This is a genomic window from Halomonas stenophila, from assembly GCF_014192275.1.
In the GTDB taxonomy this organism is placed as follows: domain Bacteria; phylum Pseudomonadota; class Gammaproteobacteria; order Pseudomonadales; family Halomonadaceae; genus Halomonas; species Halomonas stenophila.
The window spans coordinates 600,932-622,271 of sequence record NZ_JACHXR010000001.1 but is presented as its reverse complement, the minus strand read 5'-3'; the positions used below and the strand labels follow the sequence as shown (position 1 = coordinate 622,271).

General features: G+C 67.7%; 22 protein-coding genes. 9 read left to right on the top strand and 13 right to left on the bottom strand.

The window, feature by feature from the left end; translation table 11 throughout:
* The first annotated feature begins 303 nt into the window (after positions 1 to 303).
* Positions 304 to 2,097, top strand: a complete 1,794-nt coding sequence (pilB, locus tag FHR97_RS02785) for a type IV-A pilus assembly ATPase PilB (protein ID WP_183382223.1) — start codon at positions 304 to 306, stop codon at positions 2,095 to 2,097.
* A 77-nt stretch (positions 2,098 to 2,174) separates the two neighbouring features.
* Positions 2,175 to 3,407, top strand: coding sequence for a type II secretion system F family protein (locus FHR97_RS02780; RefSeq protein WP_183382222.1), 1,233 nt, complete (start codon positions 2,175 to 2,177; stop codon positions 3,405 to 3,407).
* Between the two features lie 32 nt (positions 3,408 to 3,439).
* On the opposite strand, the gene FHR97_RS02775 is transcribed toward FHR97_RS02780, so the two are convergent.
* On the bottom strand, positions 3,440 to 4,111 hold the full coding sequence (locus FHR97_RS02775; protein ID WP_183382221.1) for a TetR/AcrR family transcriptional regulator: 672 nt from the start codon (positions 4,109 to 4,111) through the stop codon (positions 3,440 to 3,442).
* A gap of 260 nt (positions 4,112 to 4,371) precedes the next feature.
* Between FHR97_RS02775 and lexA the strand changes: the two genes are divergently transcribed.
* Positions 4,372 to 5,031, top strand: a complete 660-nt coding sequence (gene lexA, locus FHR97_RS02770; protein ID WP_183382220.1) for a transcriptional repressor LexA — start codon at positions 4,372 to 4,374, stop codon at positions 5,029 to 5,031.
* Between the two features lie 80 nt (positions 5,032 to 5,111).
* Positions 5,112 to 6,170 (top strand): DNA polymerase IV, encoded by a 1,059-nt coding sequence (dinB, locus tag FHR97_RS02765; protein ID WP_183382219.1) that lies wholly within the window; start codon positions 5,112 to 5,114, stop codon positions 6,168 to 6,170.
* 4 nt (positions 6,171 to 6,174) lie between these two features.
* Here dinB and FHR97_RS02760 read toward each other — a convergent pair whose 3' ends face one another.
* The 3 genes from FHR97_RS02760 to purU form a co-directional block, all read right to left on the bottom strand.
* Positions 6,175 to 6,531 (bottom strand): hypothetical protein, encoded by a 357-nt coding sequence (locus FHR97_RS02760; protein ID WP_183382218.1) that lies wholly within the window; start codon positions 6,529 to 6,531, stop codon positions 6,175 to 6,177.
* 130 nt (positions 6,532 to 6,661) lie between these two features.
* The gene (locus FHR97_RS02755; RefSeq protein ID WP_183382217.1) at positions 6,662 to 7,333 is read right to left on the bottom strand and encodes an energy-coupling factor ABC transporter permease; all 672 of its coding nucleotides are present in this window, start codon (positions 7,331 to 7,333) and stop codon (positions 6,662 to 6,664) included.
* Positions 7,334 to 7,345: 12 nt separating this feature from the next.
* Positions 7,346 to 8,200 carry a formyltetrahydrofolate deformylase gene (gene purU / locus FHR97_RS02750; RefSeq protein WP_183382216.1) on the bottom strand — a complete coding sequence of 285 codons (855 nt, stop codon included), beginning with the start codon at positions 8,198 to 8,200 and terminating at the stop codon, positions 7,346 to 7,348.
* Between the two features lie 530 nt (positions 8,201 to 8,730).
* On the opposite strand from purU, the gene FHR97_RS02745 reads away from it, so the two are divergent.
* Complete coding sequence (locus FHR97_RS02745) at positions 8,731 to 10,323, top strand: ribonuclease J (RefSeq protein ID WP_183382489.1); 1,593 nt, start codon at positions 8,731 to 8,733, stop codon at positions 10,321 to 10,323.
* 103 nt (positions 10,324 to 10,426) lie between these two features.
* Here FHR97_RS02745 and FHR97_RS02740 read toward each other — a convergent pair whose 3' ends face one another.
* From FHR97_RS02740 to mobA, 7 genes are all read right to left on the bottom strand, one after another.
* Positions 10,427 to 10,717 carry an H-NS family histone-like protein gene (locus FHR97_RS02740; RefSeq protein ID WP_183382215.1) on the bottom strand — a complete coding sequence of 97 codons (291 nt, stop codon included), beginning with the start codon at positions 10,715 to 10,717 and terminating at the stop codon, positions 10,427 to 10,429.
* Positions 10,718 to 10,950: 233 nt separating this feature from the next.
* Complete coding sequence (gene moaA / locus FHR97_RS02735) at positions 10,951 to 11,943, bottom strand: GTP 3',8-cyclase MoaA (protein WP_183382214.1); 993 nt, start codon at positions 11,941 to 11,943, stop codon at positions 10,951 to 10,953.
* Positions 11,940 to 12,395, bottom strand: a complete 456-nt coding sequence (moaE, locus tag FHR97_RS02730; protein ID WP_183382213.1) for a molybdopterin synthase catalytic subunit MoaE — start codon at positions 12,393 to 12,395, stop codon at positions 11,940 to 11,942. Before moaE ends, moaA begins: the two co-directional genes overlap by 4 nt.
* Positions 12,396 to 12,399: 4 nt before the next feature.
* Positions 12,400 to 13,212 (bottom strand): cyclic pyranopterin monophosphate synthase MoaC, encoded by an 813-nt coding sequence (gene moaC, locus FHR97_RS02725; RefSeq protein ID WP_183382212.1) that lies wholly within the window; start codon positions 13,210 to 13,212, stop codon positions 12,400 to 12,402.
* Between the two features lie 12 nt (positions 13,213 to 13,224).
* Positions 13,225 to 14,478, bottom strand: coding sequence for a molybdopterin molybdotransferase MoeA (moeA, locus tag FHR97_RS02720; protein WP_183382211.1), 1,254 nt, complete (start codon positions 14,476 to 14,478; stop codon positions 13,225 to 13,227).
* On the bottom strand, positions 14,475 to 15,062 hold the full coding sequence (gene mobB / locus FHR97_RS02715; protein ID WP_183382210.1) for a molybdopterin-guanine dinucleotide biosynthesis protein B: 588 nt from the start codon (positions 15,060 to 15,062) through the stop codon (positions 14,475 to 14,477). Before mobB ends, moeA begins: the two co-directional genes overlap by 4 nt.
* Complete coding sequence (mobA, locus tag FHR97_RS02710; protein ID WP_183382209.1) at positions 15,059 to 15,664, bottom strand: molybdenum cofactor guanylyltransferase MobA; 606 nt, start codon at positions 15,662 to 15,664, stop codon at positions 15,059 to 15,061. The genes mobB and mobA overlap by 4 nt, the downstream gene beginning before the upstream one ends.
* Positions 15,665 to 15,870: 206 nt before the next feature.
* Between mobA and FHR97_RS02705 the strand changes: the two genes are divergently transcribed.
* The 3 genes from FHR97_RS02705 to FHR97_RS20470 all read left to right on the top strand — a co-directional run bounded on the left by FHR97_RS02705 (position 15,871) and on the right by FHR97_RS20470 (position 20,624).
* Positions 15,871 to 16,455, top strand: a complete 585-nt coding sequence (locus FHR97_RS02705) for a cupin domain-containing protein (protein ID WP_183382208.1) — start codon at positions 15,871 to 15,873, stop codon at positions 16,453 to 16,455.
* Positions 16,456 to 16,630: 175 nt separating this feature from the next.
* Positions 16,631 to 20,137, top strand: a complete 3,507-nt coding sequence (locus FHR97_RS20605; RefSeq protein ID WP_183382207.1) for an SNF2-related protein — start codon at positions 16,631 to 16,633, stop codon at positions 20,135 to 20,137.
* A 355-nt stretch (positions 20,138 to 20,492) separates the two neighbouring features.
* Entirely contained in the window at positions 20,493 to 20,624 is a 132-nt protein-coding gene (locus tag FHR97_RS20470; RefSeq protein ID WP_281380441.1) for a cupin domain-containing protein, read from the top strand.
* A gap of 107 nt (positions 20,625 to 20,731) precedes the next feature.
* On the opposite strand, the gene FHR97_RS02690 is transcribed toward FHR97_RS20470, so the two are convergent.
* Positions 20,732 to 20,962: a type II toxin-antitoxin system RelE/ParE family toxin gene (locus FHR97_RS02690; protein WP_246403752.1), complete on the bottom strand. Its 231-nt coding sequence runs from the start codon at positions 20,960 to 20,962 to the stop codon at positions 20,732 to 20,734.
* On the opposite strand from FHR97_RS02690, the gene FHR97_RS20675 reads away from it, so the two are divergent.
* Positions 20,877 to 21,104, top strand: coding sequence for an LPXTG cell wall anchor domain-containing protein (locus tag FHR97_RS20675; RefSeq protein ID WP_425486062.1), 228 nt, complete (start codon positions 20,877 to 20,879; stop codon positions 21,102 to 21,104). The two genes, FHR97_RS02690 and FHR97_RS20675, sit on opposite strands and share 86 nt — an antisense overlap.
* On the opposite strand, the gene FHR97_RS02685 is transcribed toward FHR97_RS20675, so the two are convergent.
* On the bottom strand, positions 21,010 to 21,288 hold the full coding sequence (locus FHR97_RS02685) for a ribbon-helix-helix protein, CopG family (RefSeq protein WP_183382206.1): 279 nt from the start codon (positions 21,286 to 21,288) through the stop codon (positions 21,010 to 21,012). The two genes, FHR97_RS20675 and FHR97_RS02685, sit on opposite strands and share 95 nt — an antisense overlap.
* Between the last annotated feature and the right edge of the window lie 52 nt (positions 21,289 to 21,340).

Below are 21,340 nucleotides of genomic sequence, written 5' to 3'. Positions count from 1 at the left end.
GCGGACTCGTTGCCAAGCCTCGGGACCCGGTGGAGATACCGCTCGATGGCTGGCCTCTCCTGAGCCCCCGCAGGCGGCAAGAAGGCCGCCCTGACGTTACATTAATTTACAATTCGCCACTTTGCAAGGACACGATATCACATTACGTGACCTCAAGACTGACGGGACTCACACGGACGCTTGCTGGGAAGGATCAGCATAAGGTTGAAAGCCCCGCGGCGGCCCTGCTGGGCGCCCGCCATGCTTACAGGCTAGAATCAAGCAGGAAAGCCATCAGCACCCGCGGCGAGACGATACAACCACATGAATGACTACCGCCCTCCCGGCCCCGAGCAGCCCCACGTACCCGAGCCCACAAGCTCCCCCCTCTCCGGCGCCGCCAACCGCAGCGGGCTGCGCGGGCTCAGCCGGCGCCTGATGCGCGATGGCTACCTGAGCGAGGCCGCCGCCGCCCGCGCCGAGCAGGAGGCCCGGGAGGGCGAGATCTCGCTGCTGGAGCATGTGATCCAGTCCGGCATCGTGCCGGCCCGGCAGGCGACGCTGACGGCGGCCTGGGAATATGGCCTGCCGATCATCGACCTGGATGCCATCCGGCTCGAGAGCCTGCCCGCCGCGGCGGACTACCCGGACAAGATCCTGCGGCGGCTGGGGGTGCTGCCTCTGAACCGGCACGGCCATCGCCTGACGGTGGCGGTGCCCTACCCCTCCACCCTGGCCCAGCTGGATGAGCTGCAGTTCGCCACCGGCCTGACGCCCGAGGGGATTCTCGCCCCGGTGGATCAGCTCGGCCCGGTGCTCGAGGGCTATCTCGCCCGCGGCGAGAACAGCATGCTCGACGACCTGGCCAATGTGGACGATGCCATCGGCGAGCTCAGCTACGGCGAGGACGTTACCGACGTCAGCGACGAGCAGCAGGCCGTGGCCGCCGCCGGGGACGACGCGCCCATCGTCAAGTTCGTCAACAAGATCCTGCTGGACGCCATCCGCCGCGGCGCCTCGGACATCCACTTCGAGCCCTACGAGACGAGCTATCGGGTGCGCTTTCGCATCGACGGCATGCTGCACGACGTGGCCCACCCGCCCTTCGCCATGCGCACGCGCATCGCCGCCCGCCTCAAGGTGATGTCGCGCCTCGATATCTCGGAGCGGCGCCTGCCCCAGGACGGCGGCATCAAGCTGAAGATCTCCAGCACCCGCTCCATCGACTTTCGCGTCAACTCGCTGCCCACCGTCTACGGCGAGAAGGTCGTGCTGCGGATCCTCGATCCGGCCTCGGCGCAGCTGGGCATCGAGCAACTCGGCTTCACCCCCGAGCAGCGCGAGATCTATGAAGACGTGCTGGATCACCCACAGGGGATGATCCTGGTCACCGGCCCCACCGGCAGCGGCAAGAGCGTCACCCTCTATACGGGCATCAACCTGCTGAACGAGGTGGAGCGCAACATCTGCACCGCCGAGGACCCGGTGGAGATCAAGGTGCCCGGGGTCAACCAGGTGAACGTGCTGCCCAAGATCGGCCTGGACTTCGCCAGCGCCCTGCGCGCCTTCCTGCGCCAGGACCCGGACGTGGTGATGGTCGGCGAGATCCGCGACCTGGAGACCGCCGAGATCGCCGTCAAGGCCGCCCAGACCGGCCACCTGGTACTATCCACGGTGCATACCAACTCCGCCGCCGAGACGCTGACCCGCCTGGCCAACATGGGCGTGGCGCCCTTCAATATCGCCAGCTCGGTGAGCCTGATCATCGCCCAGCGCCTGGCGCGGCGGTTGTGCAACCACTGCAAGCAGCCGGCCGATATCCCCCGGGAGGCGCTGCTCAACCAGGGCTTCAGTGAGGCGGAGGTCGAGCAGGCCACCATCTTCGAGCCGGTGGGCTGCAAGCACTGCACCCAGGGCTTCAAGGGGCGCGTGGGCATCTATGAGGTGGTGCCGATCACCACTGCCATGAGCCAGCTGATCATGAAGCAGGGCAACTCGATGGACTTCGCCACCCAGGCGCGAGAGGAAGGCCACCCCGACCTGCGCCGCAGCGGCCTGCTCAAGGTAATGCAGGGGCTGACCAGCCTGGTGGAGGTCAATCGCGTTACCAAGGACTAGAACCAGGACCAGCACCAGAACCATAAAAGCCCGGCATAAGACCGAGGCAGATAACTTACCAGGCAGGGATCAAGACCATGGCCACAGCGACATTACGCAAGACCGAGAAGCTCAAACTGTACCGCTGGCGGTGGACCGGCAAGGGACCCCAGGGCCGAAAAGTCAGTGGCGAAATCATTGCCACAAGGCGCGTCGAGGTCGAAAGGGAACTCGTCGGCCAGAACATCATGATCAAGAACATCCGCCGCAAGAGTGGCCTCGGCGGCGGCATGGGCAAGATCAAGCCCCGCGATATCATGCTGTTCGCCCGGCAAATGGCCACCATGATCCGCGCCGGCGTGCCGGTGCTCCAGGCCTTCCAGGTGGTGGCCGAGAGCCTCAAGAAACCGGCCATGTGCGCCCTCGTCCAGGAGCTGATGAACGACGTGGCAGCCGGCGCCAGCTTCTCGGAGGCCCTGAAGCGCCACCCTCAGCATTTCGATCGCCTGTTCTCCAACCTGGTGGAGGCCGGCGAGCAGTCGGGCTCGCTCGATCGCATGCTCGAGCGCGTGGCCACCTACAAGGAAAAACTCGAGGCGCTGAAGGCCAGAGTCAAGAAGGCGCTCTGGTATCCCGCCGCAGTGATCGCCGTGGGCATCGGTGTCACCGCCCTGCTGCTGATCAAGGTGGTGCCCCAGTTCGAGAGCGTCTTCCACGGCTTCGGTGCCGAGCTGCCGGCCATGACGCGCATGACCATCGAGCTCTCCGAGTTCGCCCAGGCCTACTGGCTATGGGGACTGGGCGGCACTGTCGCCTTTATCTTCCTGATACGGGCAGGAATCAAGCGCTCGGAGGCCTTCGCCTACCGCATGCATGCCCTGTCGCTGCGCATCCCGGTGATCGGCACCATCCTCGACAAGTCCGCGGTGGCCCGCTATTCCCGCACCCTGGCCACCACCTTCGGTGCCGGTGTGCCCCTGGTGGAGGCCCTGGATACCGCCGCCGGCGCTTGCGGCAACAAGGTCTACGAGAAGGCCGTCAACCAGGTGCGCGAGGATGTCTCCACGGGCCAGCAGCTGCACTTCGCCATGCGCATGACCGAGCAATTCCCGCCGCTCGCCGTGCAGATGGTCGGCATAGGCGAGGAGGCCGGCTCGCTGGATGCCATGCTCAACCGGGTGGCGGACTACTACGAGGAGGAGGTCGACAACATGGTCGACACCCTCACCTCGCTGCTCGAACCCTTCATCATCGTGGTGCTGGGGGTGCTGGTCGGCGGCCTGGTGGTTGCCATGTACCTGCCGATCTTCGAGCTGGGTAGCGTGATCTAGGGAACCTCGGCAACGGCGCCTGCAGGGCCCCTTCAACTCGCCTGGCGGACCGCGACCGGCGGCTCCGGCAGGGGGGCATTCATCCCCGCCACGACCACCGGTCGCAGGCGACGCACCAGGTCGCGCACCGTGACGTGCTCGTCGTAGTCCTTCTCGGCGATATCGCGCAGCGCATCCAGGCCCGACAGGGTGAAGATCACCGTGCCCAGCATGAAGTGCAGCCGCCAGAAGCGCTCGGCGTCCGGCAGGTCGGGCGTGGCGCGGCGTACCAGCTCGGTGAAGCGGGTGAAGACGCTGCCGTACTCATCCTGGATATAGCGGCGCAGGTGCCCCTGGGCCTGGCTGTAGGCCAGCCCCAGCAGGCGCATGAACACCTTCAGGCTGTTGCGCTCCGCCGGTACCTCCAGCACGGTGCGCGCCATGGTTTCCAGCAGCTCCTCCAGGGGAATCTCGTCGCCCTCCCCCGCGTGGCGTGCCTCGAGGTCGTCCAGGGCGGTATGGAAGCGTGCCGTGAAGGGATCGAGGTAGCGGGCGAAGACCGCCTGGATCAGCGACTTCTTGGAGCCGAAGTGGTAGTTGACCGCCGCGAGGTTGACCTTGGCCTTGCTGGTGATGTTACGCAGCGAGGTCTCGGCGAAGCCGCGCTCGGCGAACAGCACCTCGGCGGTATCGAGGATGCGGGTAACGGTATCGGGCTGAGCCATGGGGTGCGTCCGGGTTGGAAACATTTGTTTGAATATATGTCGAGTGTATGACAGCCAAGGGCCTCGCCTCAATGCGCACACGGCCAGGCGTTTGAAACGTGCTGGCTCCTGGAGTTGCTCCGTCGACAGATAGGGCCATCCAACTGCGATTGCCTTGGGGACGGCCAGCTGACCTTTTACTGGATGGATACCCATGCTGTATACTTCCCCAATAGACTGGCAGCATGGATGCCATCCACTGGTCCCGCCCCGGAGGTCGCATGACTCGCCCCCTCACCCCGCGTCAGCAGAATGTCTACGACTTCATCGTCAAGACCATGAACGAGTTGGGCTACCCCCCGACCCGGGCCGAGATCTCCCGCGCCCTGGGCTTCAAGTCGCCCAACGCCGCCGAGGAGCACCTGCGGGCCCTGGAGCGCAAGGGCGCCATCCGCATGATCCGCGGCACCTCCCGGGGCATCCGCCTGCCGGCCCAGGAGCCGGAGGCCGCGGCCCCCGATGCCCCCCAGGACGACGCCCCCCAGGGCCTGCCAATCATCGGCGAGGTGGCCGCCGGCAGCCCGATCCTGGCCGCCGAGCATATCGACCGCTATTGCCCGTTGCCCCCCGAATACTTCACGCCCCGGGCCGATTACCTGCTGCGCGTTCGCGGGCTGTCCATGAGGGACGTGGGCATCCTGGAGGGCGACCTGCTCGCGGTTCATCGCACCGAGCGGGTCCGCGACGGCCAGATCGTGGTGGCTCGCCTGGAGGACGACGTGACCGTCAAGCGCTTCCATCGCAAGGGCCACACCGTGACCCTCGAGGCCGAGAATCCCGACTTCGCCCCCATCGAGGTGGACCTGCGCCACCAGGTGCTGGAGATCGAAGGGATCGGCGTGGGCGTGATTCGCGGCGGCAATGGCCAGGCCCTGGGCTAAAACCGGCTGCGCTTATTGCTTGAATTCAGGTTTTACTTCGCAATCCGCCTTGTGATGATGCGCGAGTCGTAATTGCTCCCATGACCCAGAGACTCCGCAAGATCCTGCATGCCGACTGCGACTGCTTCTATGCGGCGGTGGAGATGCGCGATGACCCCAGCCTCAGGGAGATTCCCATCGCCATCGGCCGCTCGCGGGAGCATCGCGGCGTCATCGCCACCTGCAACTACCCCGCCCGGCGCTATGGCATCCACTCCGCCATGCCCACGGCCCGGGCCCTGCGCCTCTGCCCGCACCTGACCCTGCTGCCCGGCGACTTCGACAAGTACCGGGAGGTCTCGCGGCAGATCCAGGCCATCTTCCATGAGCTCACGCCCCTGGTGGAGCCCTTGTCGCTGGACGAGGCCTTCCTGGATGTCACCGACGCGGAAGGCTTCCAGGGCAGCGCCACCTGGATGGCCCAGTGGCTCAAGCAGCAGTGCCTGGCCCGCACCGGCATCACCGTCTCGGTGGGGGTGGCACCCTCGAAGTTCCTGGCCAAGATCGCCAGCGACTGGGACAAGCCCGATGGCCTCACGGTGATTTCCCCCGAGCGGGTCGAGGGCTTCGTCGAGGCCCTGCCGGTGAAGAAGCTGCATGGGGTGGGGCCGGCTACCGGGGCGCGGCTGGAGGCGCTGGACATCGCCACCTGCGCGGACCTGCGCCGGGTGCCGCTGGAGCGGCTGCTCGAGGAATTCGGCAAGTTCGGCCATCGCCTCTACGAACTGGCCAGGGGCATCGACGAGCGGCCGGTCAAGGTGGAGCGCGAGCGCAAGTCGGTGAGCGTGGAGTCCACCTTCGACCGCGACCTGCCCGACCTGGAGAGCGCAAGGGCGGCCCTGGCCCCGCTGTGCGAGCGCCTGGAAGGCCGCCTGGCCCGTCACGGGCACCCGCCGCTGACCGGCATCTTCGTCAAGGTGCGCTTCGATGACTTCAGCCTGACCACGCTGGAGAGCCGAGGGCTTTCGACCGATCTCGCCAGCTACCTGAGCCTGCTGGAGCAGGCCTGGGCCCGGGCCCATCGCCCGGTGCGCCTGCTGGGGGTCGGGGTGCGGCTATTGCCGGAAGATGCCCGACAGCAGCTGAGCCTGCCGATCTGAAGGCTCAGATCCTGCCTGTTGATCCTTTCGCACGATCGATCACGCGGACCTCCTGCAAGGCGACCCCGTGATGAAGGGCCTCGCGGACGATCTCGTCATAGCTCTGCTTCACCGCCAGCCGCCGGATCGCCAGACGGCGGGGAAGAAACAGCAGCTCGACCAGCAGCCAGGCCACCAGGAAGCCGGGGGCCAGTAGCCACTGCCATTCCAACGGACTGAACAGGCGCATGAGATACAGGCTGGCAGGGGTCAAGAGTACGGCGAACCAGAGCTGGTGAAGACCGAAGAAGCGGTTATCTCGCAGCATCTGCTGACGCAGCAGCCTCGGTGAGCGGGCGACAGGGGTAGCGTTGGCGTTCACGAAGTCTCTCGGGGCAACGGCGAAAAGGCCACACTATGCCATAACGAGCCACATTGCATGGCCCGGAAAGCCCACATAAGAACGACCTGATCGACGCCCTGCGACATCACGGGTGTGTTGCTCCTCGGCCCTACTTGGTATCGATATAGCGGTGATCGTTGAAGGTGGCGACCCAGTCGGGGTGATAGACCAGCAGGATGCTCATCAGCATGCCGGTGATGAAGGCCTCCGAGGGCATCAGCAGGGGCAGGAAGCGGGCATACTCCAGCGCCTGGTGCATGGCGCCGGGATCGGTCGCGCCGAGGGCCATCAGCCCCACCGCGGCGCCCCCGGCGGCGAGCGTGGCCAGCGCGGAGCCGAAGAAACACCCGACGAAGAGGAACACCATCAGGTGGTCGGGCAGGCGCCGGTCCACCAGGCGCCAGACCAGGCTGATGACCAGCGCCGGCACCACCCCGGTGACCAGCACGTTGACGCCCAGCAGCGGCCACTCGACCCGCCCCAGTAGCACCATGGCGAGGTTCACCGCGACGATGGAGAGCAGCGCCAGGGGCGCCTTGAAGATCAGCGTCAGCAGGGCGGTGAACATCAGGTGCAGGGTGAGCCAGTCGACCGCCTGGGCGCGCAGCTGCCACAGCAGCATGACCATCACCGTGGCCGCCAGCCAGCGGTGCTGCAGCGCATGGTCGTCGAGCAGCGCCCGCCAGGGGCGTCGGCTCAGCGCCAGCCCGACGAAGGCCAGCGAGACGGCGGCCCCCAGCCACAGCAGCCACGGCGCCAGTACCAGCTCGGAAAACGACATCGCGCCTCCGGTTCAGGCGAAGACCACGGTCTTGTTGCCGTGCACCAGCACGCGATCCTCCAGGTGCCAGCGCAGGCCGCGGGCCAGCACGGCCTTCTCCACGTCGCGGCCGAACCTCACCAGGTCATTGGGCGTATGACAGTGGCTGACCCGATGGATATCCTGCTCGATGATCGGCCCGGCATCGAGCTCCTCGGTCACGTAGTGACAGGTCGCGCCAATCAGTTTCACGCCCCGCTGGTACGCCTGGTGATAGGGCTTGGCGCCGGCGAAGGACGGCAGGAAGCTGTGGTGGATATTGATCACCCGCCCGGCATAGCGCTCGCAGAGGCTCGGCGGCAGGATCTGCATGTAGCGCGCCAGCACCACGCAGTCGGCGCGCGCCTCGTCCACCAGTTGCTGCACCTCGGCGAAGGCCGGCGCCTTGTCGTCGGGGGCCACCGGCACGTGGTGATAGGCGATGCCGTGCCACTCGACCAGGGCGCGAAGGTCGTCATGGTTGGAGATCACCGCGGCGATGTCGCAGTCGAGCTCGCCGGCGGTCCAGCGATAGAGCAGGTCCACCAGGCAGTGACTCTCCCGGGACACCATCAGCACCACCCGGCGCCGCCGGCTGGTGTCGTTGAGCGCCCAGTCCATCGCGAATTCGTCGGCGATGGGGGCGAAGGCATCGCGCAGCGTCTCATGGGACATGCCGATCGAATCGGCGAGGATCTCGTAGCGCATGAAGAAGCGTCCCGACTCGAGATCGGAGTGCTGGCTGGCCTCGGTGATGGAGCCCCCATACCCGGCAATGAAGGTCGACACCCGGGAGACGATTCCCAGGCGGTCGGGACAGGAAACCACCAGTCGATAGTAATGTGACATCGGATGACCGTTGCGGTTGGGCGGACGAGGGAGTTCGCATTGTAGCGAAATCCTGCTCTCGGGTCAGACCCGCAGGCGGCCCGGCCAGGGGTATCGGTGATAGCAGCAACGCTCGGGGCTAATCCGTCGGCAGGCCTTCGAGGAGGCGCTGTGAACCCCTCCCTGGGCGCTTCCGACGCCCAGCGGCGCTCTCGCGTCCTGCTTCGCTTGCAGGACCGGTGCTGGCCATCCATGGCCAGCCCGTTCGGAGCAGTGCTCCTCACCCTTGGCGTAGGACCTCCTCTACGGCCTGCCCCCGGCGCCCTCTCGCTATAGGCAATTCCGATAGCCCTGTCAGAACGGCTGCAACACCCGGATAACGTGAGCCGCTTGATAAGGGGTTCGTTGTGGGCCCGGGCGACGATCCCGTATAGTGAAGGCACATTTCCCGGCCGCCTGCCTCCCTGATGCCCCAACCCCGTGTCCAGATTCGTCCCCGCCGCCGCCCGCCGCTGCACTTCCTGCCGCTGGGCGGATGCGGCGAGATCGGCATGAACCTGAGCCTCTACGGCCACGAGGGAGACTGGATCGCGGTGGACTGCGGCATGATGATCCGCCAGGACCTGCCGGACAGCCCGCTGCAGGTGCCCGATCTCTCGACCCTGGCCACCCTGGGCATCCGGCCCTCGGCGCTGATCATCACCCATGGCCACGAGGACCATATCGGCGCCGCCGCCTGGCTGTGGCCGAAGTGGGGCTGCCCGATCCATGCCACGCCCCTGGCGGCCGGCCTGCTGCGCGCGAAGTTCGCCGAGCGCGGCCTGCGCCCGGATGCCATCCGGGTCATCGAGCCCGGCGAGGCCGTGGAGACGGGTCCCTTCACACTGCGCTACCTGCCGCTCACCCACTCCATCCCCGAGAGCTGCGCGCTGCTGCTCGCCGCCGGCGAGCACCGGGTGCTGCATACCGGCGACTGGAAGCTCGACCCCGAGCCGCTGATCGGCCCGGCCGTGGCCGCCGAGACCTATCGCGCCCTGGCGCCGGTCGACCTGGTGGTGGGCGATTCCACCAACGCCCTCGTGGCCGGGCATTCGCGCAGCGAGGGCGAGGTGGCGCGAGCCCTGGAGACGGCGATCGGCGCCTGCCGGGGCCGGGTGGTGGTCAGCTGCTTCGCCAGCAACCTGGCCCGGGTGCTGGCCATCGGCCGCGCCGCCGAGCGCTGCGGGCGCCGGGTGAGCCTGATGGGCCGCTCCATGGAGCGCATGGTGGGCGTGGCCCGGGGGCTCGGCTACCTGGAGGACTTCCCGCCGCTGGTGCCGGTCTGCGACCTCGGCTACCTGCCCCCGGAGGAGGTGCTGGTGATCGCCACCGGCAGCCAGGGCGAGCCCCGGGCGGCGCTGTCCCGCCTGGCCCGAGGGAACCATCGCCACTTCGAGCTGGAGCGCGGCGACAGCGTGATCTTCTCGTCCCGGACCATCCCCGGCAACGAGCGCCTGATCGAGCGCCTGAAGACCGCGCTGGGGCGCTTCGGGGTCACCCTGATGGACGACGGCAACCACCCGGAGCTGCATGCCTCCGGGCATCCCGCCCGGGACGAACTGGCGACCCTCTATGGCTGGGTGCGCCCCCGGCGCCTGCTGCCGGTGCATGGCGAGCCACGCCATCAGGATGCCCATCGAGCGCTCGCCCGGGAACTCGGCATCGAGGCGCCCCTCACGCCCCAGAACGGCGACCTGATCCGCCTGGATGCCGAGGGCCTGCATCTCGAGGCGCGCCATCCCCAGTCGCCGCGGATGATCCGCCAGGACGAGGTGGCGCCCCTGCCGGGCCTCGGCGGGGAGGAGCGCTCGCGCCATGGGCAGCTTCACCTCGCCTTGACGGTGGCCGCCACCGACCACGGCTGGACGCGCCTCGGCCGCCTGCTGCTCGATACCAGCCAGTCGTCGCCCCTCGACGAGGACGCCTTCACCGACTGGCTGGACGACTGTCTCGCGGAGATTCGCGTCGACACCCTTGCCGACCTGCGCCTCGCCCTGCGCCCGAGACTGCTGGCCTGGATGGGCGAGCACCTGCGCCGGGTCCCGGAAATCCACCTGCAGATCCTCGCCGCCGAGGCGGAACTCCTCTCGAGCCCCTCGGACTGACGGCGGCTCCGGACAAATAAAAGGCTCCCGCCTCAAGGGCGGGAGCTTTTTTCTTTCAATGCGATGTGCTTCGCGATGACCTTCGCGAGGTCACCGCGTGGGCTCAGGCGTTGTCGGCCTTCTTCGGCGGACGGCCGCGCTTGCGTTTCGGCTGTTCGGGCACCAGATCATCGACGGAGAGGCCGGCTTCATTGATCTGCTCACGGATCTCGGCCAGCTTGCGTGCCTTCAGCGCTTCCTCTTCCTGGCGACGACGCTCTTCATCGTTTTTCTGCTCGATGACCTCACCGATCACCTCGGCGAGCTTGTGGAGTTGCTCCATGCTGAGCTGACGAGCCGCAGCACGCGCCACGTTCTTGTTGCGAGCGATGCGCTCCAGGGATTCGTTGGACATTGCCCCCTCCGTATCGGGAATTCTCACGTTCGGTTGCGACCAACCGGGCCATATCGAAAGTATATTCGTCGGTACCCATTTGGCAAGAATAGTCGCGGAAAAATCCCCGCCGTCGTGGATGGGATTCCTCGGCAAGAACAATGAAGAGGGGAAAAAACCGGGAGGGAAACGAAGGGCAGCGGAGCCATGACCCGCCGGGAAAGGAACCACCTTCCCCGGCGGGTGGGGAGGCATCAACCGCCGGTCATGTTCATGAAGCGCACCACCTGGACATCGCCGTCGGTGGTGAAATGGTGGCGCTCCGGCTTGAGCGGCATCGCCTTGACGATGGCCTCCTTGAGGGCATCGATATCCCCGGGGTGCCGGCGCAGCACGGCGCGCAGGTCCACCGAGTGCTCGTTGCCGAGACACAGCAGCAGGCGCCCTTCCACCGTGACGCGAACCCGGTTGCAGGTCGAACAGAAATTATGGCTGTGGGGCGAGATGAAGCCCACCCGGGTCTCGCTGTCCGGCATGCGGAAATAACGCGAGGGCCCGAGCGTGGACTCGGTGGTGGGAATCAGGCTGTGGCGGCGCTCGATGAGGTCCTGCACCTCGTCGCTGGAACAGAAGGTCTCGGCCCGGGAGTGGTCCGAGACGTCGCCCAGGGGCATCTCCTCGATGAAGCTGATATCGACCCCTTCCCCACGGGCGAAGTCGACCAGGTCCACCACCTCGTCGTCGTTGCGGCCCTTGAGGATGACCGCATTGAGCTTGATGCGCTCGAAGCCGGCCTCGCGGGCCACGCGAATGCCATCGATGACCTTGGCCAGCTCGCCGGTGCGGGTCAGCCGGCGGAAGCGCTCGGCGTCCAGGGAATCGATGCTGATGTTGAGTCGCTTCAGCCCCGCCTCACGCAGCCGCGGGGCGAACTTGCGCAGGCTCGCCCCGTTGGTGGTCATGGCGAAGTCCTTGAGCCCCGGCAAGGCGCCGATGTCGTCCACCAGGCGGTCGATGTCGCGCCGGACCAGCGGTTCCCCGCCGGTCAGGCGGATCTTCTCCACGCCCATCTCGGTGAAGGCCCGGGCCACCAGCGCGAGCTCCTCGAGGGTCAGCACCTGGGCCCGCGGCAGGAAGGTCATCTCCTCGCTCATGCAGTACACGCAGCGGAAGTCGCAGCGATCCGTCACCGAGATGCGCACGTAGCGCACTCGCCTGCCGAAGTCGTCGATGAGCTCGTCTTTCATTCTGATGTCTCCCAGCGTCGGGCGTCATGATGATCACCCTCGCGTTCGGCCACCCAGTAGGCACCGCTGGCCGTGTGTTCTTTCTCCCAGAAGGGCGCGCGAGTCTTGAGGAAATCCATGATGAAGTCGCAGGCCTCGAAGGCCGCACGCCGATGGGCACTGGCCACCACCACTAACACGATAGGATCCCCCGGGGCCAGGCGGCCGATGCGGTGGATCAGCCTCACGCCCTGGAGCGGCCAGCGCTGCTCGGCCTCGGCGACGATCTCGGCCAGGGCCGATTCGGTCATGCCGGGATAATGCTCCAGGGTCAGGGCCTGGACCTCGGGCCTTTCGTTGAAGTCGCGCACCAGCCCGGTGAAGCTGACCACCGCGCCGATATCGCTGCGGCCCCGGGTCAGGGCCTGCTGTTCGCGCCCCGCATCGAAGCGCTCCTGCTGCACACGAATCATCACACTAGCCCCCCGTCACCGGTGGAAAGAAGGCCACCTCGTCCTCGGCGGTCAGCGGGGTGGCGTTGCCCGCCATCACCTGATTGACCGCGCACAGCACCCGGCCCTCGTCGAGGCCGGCGAAGCGCGCGTCCATGGAGGTGAGCAGCGCCTTGAGGCCGGCCACGTCGGCGCTTTCCAGCTCGTCGAAGGGCACCGAGACCTCGCCCACGCCGAGCCGCTCGCGGAGCTCGGCCAGGCACTTGACGCGGATGCAGGGCTCGCCCATGGCACAGCGCACGCCCAGCGACACCTCCCCGGTGGCGCCCTCGCCGGTGACGATGGGCGCCGGCTCCAGGGCGGCCGGGCCGCGGTGATAGTCGCCAGACTTGCCGCCGGTCTTGGCCTCCAGGTGGATGCTGCCGATCTCCATGTCCTTGTCCACGGCCTTGCACATATCGTAGAGGGTCAGGCAGGCCACCGACACGGCGGTCAGCGCCTCCATCTCGACCCCCGTGCGACCGGTCAGCCGGCAGGTGGCGCTGACATGCACGCAGGAGGCAGCCTCGTCCAGGCGAAAGTCGACGCTCACCTTGGACAGCGCCAGGGCATGGCACAGCGGGATCAGCTCGTGGGTGCGCTTGGCGGCCTGGATGCCGGCGATACGCGCCGTGGCCAGGACATCGCCCTTGGGCAGGTCGCCATCGGCCAGCAGGGCCAGGGTCGCGGGGCGCATATGGATGACCCCGGATGCCCGCGCCTCGCGGCGGCTCTCCGCCTTGTCGCCGACATCGACCATATGGGCTTCACCGCGGGGATTGAGATGGGTCAGGCTCATCAGTTTTGCGCCTCAAGACAGTCGAAAAAGGGGTTGGATGGTCACCGCCTCGCCGGCCTCGACGCTGTCGCGCCGGGCGTCGAGTTCGATCAGGCAGTCGGCGGCCACCATCGAAGACAGGATGCCGGAGCCCTGCGCGCCGGTGTCGCGCACCCACAGCCGGCCGGCCTCGTCGCAGCGGGTGACCCCGCGCAGGAAGTCGGTGCGCCCGGTGCGGCTGCGCAGGGGCGTCTCGGCCAGCGCCGTCAGTCGCCGCGGGGCCACCTCCGCCCTGCCCTGCAGCCGGCCCAGCAAGGGCACCACGAACTGCAGGAAGGTGACCATGGCCGCCACCGGGTTGCCCGGCAGGCCGAGGAAGGGCACTCGCCGCTCGCCGAGCTGGCCGCAGGCCAGCGGCCGCCCCGGGCGGATGGCGATGCGCCAGAAGGCCAGGCGGCCCACTTCCTCCAGCGCCTGGCGGGTGAAGTCGGCCTGGCCCACCGAGACGCCGCCCGTAGTGATCACTAGGTCGGCCCGCTCGGCACCCTCGCGCAGCGCCGCGATCATCGCGGCCCGGTCGTCGGCGAGGATGCCCAGGTCGAGCAGCTCGGCGCCCTGCTCGCGCAGCAGGCCGGCGAGGCTGAAGCGGTTGGCATCGAAGATGCCGGCCGGGGGCAGCGCCTCGCCCGGGGGCGTGACCTCGTCGCCGGTGGAGAACACCGCCACGCGGGGGCGACGATGGACCGCCACCTCGGCCAGCCCCAGGGAGGCCAGCAGGCCGAGCTCCGCGGCGCCGACCCGGGTGCCGGCGGCCAGCGCCCGCTGGCCACGGGCGATGTCCTCGCCGGCCTGGCGCACGTGCTGGCCGCGCCTGACGCGCTCGGGATGCTGCACGCGAATGGTCTGCCCCGCCGCCTCGAGCTGCTCGCGCATGATCACGGTGTCGGCGCCCGGCGGCAGCGGGGCCCCGGTGGTGATGGCCACGCAGTCGCCGGGCGCCAGCGCCGCGCCATGGGCGCGGCCGGCCAGCACCTCGCCGACCCGACGCCAGGTCTCGGGCGGCGAGCCGGCGACGGGCCAGGCCAGGGCGATGCCGTCCATGGCGGCATTGGTGTTCTGGGGCACGTCGATGGGCGAGATCACGTCCTCGGCCAGCACCCGGCCGTAGAGGGCATCCAGGCCCACCCGCTCCACCGCCAGCGGCGTCGGCACCAGCTCGGCCAGGGCGGCGTCGGCCTCCGCCGGCGAGAGCATGCGCTCACCGAGATCGAAGCAGGAGAGCGTCATGCCGGGCGGCCCTCCCGGCGCGGGTGGCGCGCCTCGGGCCAGCGCGCCGGCCAGGCGGCGACCCAGTCGGCGAGGGCCTCGAGGTCGTTGAGATCCAGGGCCTCGACCCCTGCGGGCAGGGGCACGGCGACGTCGCTGGCCACCGCCATGACCCAGGGGTCCTCGGCCACGCGCAGCGGCTTGCCCACCGCGGGACGATGCAGCTCGAGCTTGGGCAGCGGCCAGGCCTTGAAGCCCTCCACCAGCACCAGGTCCGGCGCCTGGGGGCGGACCATCTCGACCAGCTCGGCGAGGTCCGCCTCGTCTCGGCCCGGGGTCTCCATCATCATCGCGATGCGCGCCCGGGAGGCCACCAGCATCGGCGCGGCCCCGGCCTGGCGCAGCCGATGGCTGTCCTTGCCCGGCTGGTCGACATCGAAGCCGTGGTGGGCATGCTTGATCACCGCCACGCGTAGCCCTCGGCGCCGCAAGGCGGGCAGCAGGCGCTCCAGCAGGGTGGTCTTGCCGGTGCCGCTCCAGGCGGCGATGCCGAGCAGCGGCAGGTCGTCGCGAAGGGTCAGGGAGGCGGGTAGCGAATCGCTCATGGGCGCGCAGACTCCTTGCCGTGCAGCCGCTCCAGGCGCTGCTTCTCGTCGGGGGTGTTGAGGTTGGCGAAGGCGTCGGGGCAGTCGGAGACATCGACGCGGCACCAGGCGTGCCGGGCGTACCAGCGGTCGATCTTGCGCTCGCCCTGGGCCAGGGCCCGGGCCAGGTCGTCGACCAGCGCGCGGCGGATCAGCGCCACCACCGGGTGCAGCCGCTCGCCGTCATCGGCCACGGCGATATCCATCGCGCCGATGCCCGCCACCAGCCGCGCCACCAGGTCGTCGGGCAGCGCCGGGCTGTCGCAGGGCACCACCACCACCCAGGGGGTCCGGGCGGCGTGAAGGCCGCTGTAGATGCCCATCAGCGGGCCCTGGAAGCCGTCCTCGGCATCGCGGATCACCCGGTCGCCCTGCTCGGCATAGGCCTCGAGGTGGCGGTTGGCGTTGATCAGCACTTCGCTCACCCGCCCGACCAGGGGGGCGCAGGCATGGGCCACCAGCGGGCGGCCGGCGAACGGCTCAAGGCCCTTGTCGCGACCGCCCATGCGGCGCCCCTGACCCCCGGCCAGCACCAGCCCGGTGAGGTCGTCTCGGTGGATCATCGATACTCCAGTGGATTGCTCAGGCATACGCTCATGATGCCTTAGCCACGCGCCGGGTGCCATGACCGCCGCTCACGCTCCGCCCTCGCCGTGACGCCGATCAAGCCGCGGCTTATCGAGGCCGTCGCGACACGGTATCATCCGTCAAGAATATTCCACGACCACTCACTTCAGGCTCGCGGCCGATGCCGCCGACAGGATCGACGATGGATGAAGGATTCGACGTGGGCACCCGCCTGCGCCAGCTGCGCCAGGAGCGTGGCCTCTCGCAGCGGGAGCTGGCCAAGCGCGCCAAGGTGACCAACAGCAGCATCTCGCTGATCGAGCAAAACAGCGTGAGCCCCTCGGTGAGCTCGCTGAAGAAGATCCTCGATGCCCTGCCGGTGTCGATCAGCGCCTTCTTCGCCGGCGACGAGCACAGCCAGCCGCGCCCCTTCTACAAGGCCTCGGAGCTCACCGAGATCGGCGACGGGGTGCTGTCCTGGCGGCTGGTCGCCGCGCGTCGGCCGGACCGGCGCATGTCGGTGCTGCACGAGCGCTACCCGCCGGGCGCCGACAGCGGCGACGAGATGCTCGAGCACGAGGGCGAGGAAGGCGGCGTGGTGGTCGAAGGCGAGATCGAGATCACCGTGAACGGCGAGGTCTCGGTGCTGGGGGCCGGCGACGCCTACTACTTCGACTCGCGCCTGCCCCACCGCTTTCGCAACGTCGGCGACCGCGAATGCGTGATCGTCAGCGCCAACACCCCGCCGTCGTTCTCCGATGGCGGGAACGAGCTTCACCACGGCTAGCGGTTGCCAAGGCCCGCGTCCCGCTCGGCAGGGCTATGGCCCCCCTCTTCGACCTGTCCCCGGCGCCCCTCGCCAGACCCAACTGCGATTGCCCTGTCCCGCTCGGCCGCTACGGTTGCCAAGTCTTGACGTCTTCTGTCCAATAGCGCCGTTGTTCAGTCCTTGAGGGATGCCCGTGTCTGATCCTCTTCCTGCGAACGATTCCCTGGCGTTGTTCATCGCCCTTCACCAGCACGATTGGCAGAGCTGCTTCGATCCCGGTGCGTTGCAGCGCGGCAAGCGTTATGCCAGGCAGCGGCGCGTGCCGGGGGCGTTGCGCCTGCAGCGTGAAGACGAGCGGGTGATGCTGACGGGCGAGGTGGAGGGTAGCCGCAAGCGGCCCTACCTGACCGAGGTCGAGATCGATGTCCTCGGCCAGGATGAGGAGCTGTTCACCGATTGCAGCTGCCCGGTGGGCATGGGCTGCAAGCATGCGGTCGCGCTGATCCAGGCGTTCCTTGACCAGATGGCAAGCCCCGAGGCAGTCGCGGCGCGTCGGCCACCTCACCCTGAGCCGACACCAGGAGGGGGCGAGGAGGAGCGGCTCAAGCAGCATTGGGACGACTGGATCGGGCAGTTGGAGAAACCACCCGAACCGGTGCTCGATGACCATCGCGTCGGCGCCGAGTATCGGCTGGGACTCTTCCTGGATAGCGGCGGTCGGCTGGGTAACCAGCCCGTGCTTGCGGTACTCCCCGTGTGGCTGCGTCCGTCCAGGCAGCGGAGCCGCGGTAATGGCTGGGTCTCACCACGCGGGATCGAGGCAGGCCCCTCGGGGGAGCTACTGCCGGCCCCCGCGGAAGGCTGGGTGGCGGAACAGGAGGAGGCGATCGATCAGCTGATGCACGGCGAGGTCGAAATGCCCTGGTCGAGCACTCAGCGCATGTGGGCGCTGGTGTCGCACCCCTTTCAGGCCCGGGCTCTGTGGTCGCTACTGGAGAGCGATGAGCCGCCGCTGTTGTTTTACCGCAAGCAGACCGGGATCCAGCTGGCCCATGGTCCCGCCTGTCGACTGGTGCCCAGCTGGCAGGCGGATGATCAGGGGATTCAGCGCCTGCAGCCGTCAACGGACCCGCTAGGCGTTCTCTCACCCGAAGCGGTCATCGCCAGGGCGGGACGCCAGCTCTGCTATCTCGATCCCGAGCGTGGCCAGTTCGGTCGCATGGACGGCTCTCCCGAGCTGTTGACCAGGCTGCGCCGTGCACCGCCGCTGCCGCCGGAGATCAGTGACTGGCTGGGCGAACGGTTTCGTCAGTCCCCGACGCTGGCCGACCAGTTGCCGGCGCCGAGCCGGGTGGAAGAGCAGACGCTGGAAGACGTGGTGCCGCGAATCAAGGTGACCATGAAGGTGGCCGAGGGGCAGATCGGGTTCCGCCACGGTGCGCCGCTACCGCGCTGGATACAGGCCGGTGCTGCCGTGGTCGGCTTCGACTATGACGGCATCGAGGTGCCGCCCGAGGAAGGCGAGACCGCCAAGGGGTACCGTGATGGGCAGCGGCTGACGATTCGGCGTGACCCCGAGGCGGAGCTGGCCCTTGTGCATTCCCTGCCGCCGGGCATGGTGACTCTGGAGCAACTGAGCGAGATCGATGCGCTGCCCGACTATCTGGAGTTGCCGACCTGGACGTTGCTGCTGCCCATCGATGGCACGCCGCCGGCCAGCGCTACGGAGTGGCCGACCCACCTGGCGGGTCCCGATGGCTGGTGGGAGATGATCGCCCGGCTGCGCCAGGCCGGCTGCCTGGTCGAGTTCGGCGACGACTTCCCCGAGGAACCGATCCTCCTCGAACCGGATACGTGGCACGGCGAGCTCGAGCCGGCCGGCAACGGCTGGTTCGATCTGGCGCTGGATATCGAGGTCGAAGGGGAGCGGCTCAATCTCCTGCCGATCCTGCGTCAGCTGCTCAAGCGTGCGGATTTCCCGCTTGAGCCAGCCGAGGGGGAAGCGGAAGACGCCACCTGGACACTGAGCCTGCCGGACAACCGGCGGCTGGTGCTGCCGCTTGCCAGGCTGCGCGCGCTGATGGCGCCGATCCTCGACTGGCTGGGGGATGAAAGCGATCCCGAGGCGGCGCTCAAGCTCCCGCTGACGGCGGCCGAGAACGTCGCGCCATTGGCCGAGAACGAGCGCTGGACGGGGCGCGAGGATGTGACCGCCCTGGCCCGGCGCCTGCGTGCGTTGCCCGACAGCCTGCCCAAACCACCCGGCTTCGCAGGAGAGCTTCGTGACTACCAGGCGCGCGGACTGGCCTGGCTGCGCTTCCTCTCCGAGCTCGGCACCGGCGGCATCCTCGCCGACGACATGGGGCTCGGCAAGACGGTGCAGGTGCTGGCCCACGTCCTCGATGAGCGTGCCCGAGGCACGCTCGAGAGGCCCACGCTGGTCGTCGCCCCCACCAGCCTGGTCGGCAACTGGTGCACCGAGGCGGCACGCTTCGCTCCTGAGCTCGAGGTGATGGCGTTGCAAGGCGGTCGGGCCAAGCGCGAACGCCAGCTCGAAGAGGCACTCCCCGAGGCCGACCTGGTCGTGACGACCTATGCCCTGTTGATCCGGGATCTGGCGCACCTGCGCGAGCACGACTTCGGCCTGCTGGTGCTCGACGAGGCCCAGGCGATCAAGAATGCCGCCAGCCAGACCGCCCAGGCGGTGCGCGAGCTCAACGCCAGGCGTGCCCTGGCCATGACCGGCACGCCGCTGGAGAACCATCTGGGCGAGCTGTGGGCCCAGCTGGATGCCGTGGCCCCGGGGGCATTGGGCAGCCAGCAGTGGTTTGGCCAGCGTTTCCGCACGCCCATCGAGAAGGAGGGGGATGTCGCCCTTCGCACGCGTCTCACGCGGCGAATCGCGCCCCTGATGCTTCGGCGCACCAAGCAGCAGGTGCTGGCCGAGCTGCCGGAGAAGACCGAGTCTCGCCGTGAGATTACCTTGACCGGCGTCCAGCGCGAACTCTACGAGAGCCTGCGCCTGGCCCAGCACCGGCGCGTGCAGCAGGCGGTGGCCGAGCGCGGCCTGGCCGGCTCAGGCATCGTGATGCTGGACGCGCTGCTCAAGCTGCGCCAGGTGTGCTGTGACCCACGGCTGGTCAAGCTGGACAGCGCCCGCCAGGTCACGCGTTCGGCCAAGCTGGTGCAGCTTCGCGAGCTATTGCCGCCCTTGATCGAGGAGGGGCGGCGCATCCTGATCTTCTCGCAGTTTACCGAGATGCTCGGGCATATCGGCCAGGCTCTGGAGAAGGACGGCGTCCCCTATACCACGCTGACCGGTGATACCCCGGGCAAGACCCGCACCCAGCGGGTGGCGCTGTTCCAGCAGGGCGAGATTCCGGTGTTCCTGATCAGCCTGAAGGCCGGCGGAACAGGGCTCAACCTGACGGCCGCGGATACCGTGATCCACTACGATCCCTGGTGGAACCCGGCGGTGGAGGCCCAGGCCACCGGGCGCGCCCATCGCATGGGGCAGCAGAACCCGGTGTTCGTCTACAAGCTGGTGTGTGCCGGCACCGTGGAGGAGCGCATCCTCGACCTGCAGGCGCGCAAGGCGGACCTGGCGGCGTCGATTCTGGAGGGCGGTGCAGAGCGTCAGGGTGACGGGCCGCTGTTCGACGAGGAGGATCTGGCGTTGCTGTTCGCGCCGGTGGCATGAAGCGTGTTTCCCCGTTTCCACGTCGCCGCCCCGGCCCCTGGCTCAGCAGATACGTTCGATAGAGCATTGCCCCCTCGAGGTGGGTCATAAGCCTTGGCCGGTGCGGGCTCACGTTATTTGGCCATTCATATCGCCGAACGTTTTTTCCTTGACAATAGAATGGCGCCCCATCAGCCATGTCCCGTGTCCCAGGACACGGGACATGGTGACTTGGTGACTTGGTGAGAATATGAAAAGTCAAGATATCGGCCTGCTTTTGAATCTGGTGGCCCTGAGACGCAGGGAGGGCCATGGCCCCGCCAGTCACGCCGGCAAGGGAGCAAAGGCGCTTCCCGATGACTGGCGAGACTGAGCGTTGGATGACGCCGACATCGACTCGCGCCTGCCCCACCGCTCTCGCAACGTCGGCGACCGGGAGTGCGTGATCGTCAGCGCCAACACCCCGCCGTCGTTCTCCGATGGCGGAGAGGCGCTGCACCATGGCTAAGCACAATGTCTGAAAAGTGCCTGCGCTTGGCAATGCGGAATCAAGGATCGGATCGTGGATTCATTCTGATGGCTTTTATGGGTATCCGAAAGATATGCTTGATACAGCTAGAAGCCGACTTCCTTTTGATGACGGATGGTCAACACTACAATGGTGTCACCGTCGATGCGGTATCGGGCGACATAGCCACTGTCACCGTACTCAATGAGCCAGTCCCGGTATACTTGGGGCAAGCCGTCAACGGGACGCCCGATATGTGGCAGCTCTTCGAGTGCCTGGACGCCCTGGATGATGGCTCTTGCGGCTCTCGCAGCTGCTGCCGGGTTTTTCGGTCGCAGAAAATCGCGCAGTCTCTCCAGATCACGGATCGCTGCCGGGGCGAAGATCACTCGTGGCAGGCCGGGACCGGAAGCTCGTTATCCGTTCCCCAGCTTTCCAGCCACTTTTCCACTTCGTCAGCGGGCGCGTGAAGGCCACTAGCCTGGTAGTCCTCCCAGGCCCTGAGCGTGTCTTGCCTGAAAGCTTCTCGCTTTTCCTCGCGATCCACATACTGCTCGATGGCCTCACGCATGAGCCAGTGCGCCGATCGACGGCGAGCATTGGCCAGGTGCTGGAGCCGCCCCTTCAGGTCTTCGTCGAGTTTGATGGATGTTGGCGATGCCACTCCGTCCTCCATAGCTAGAGGTAATACCCATCACTATAGTCCGACCTGGAGT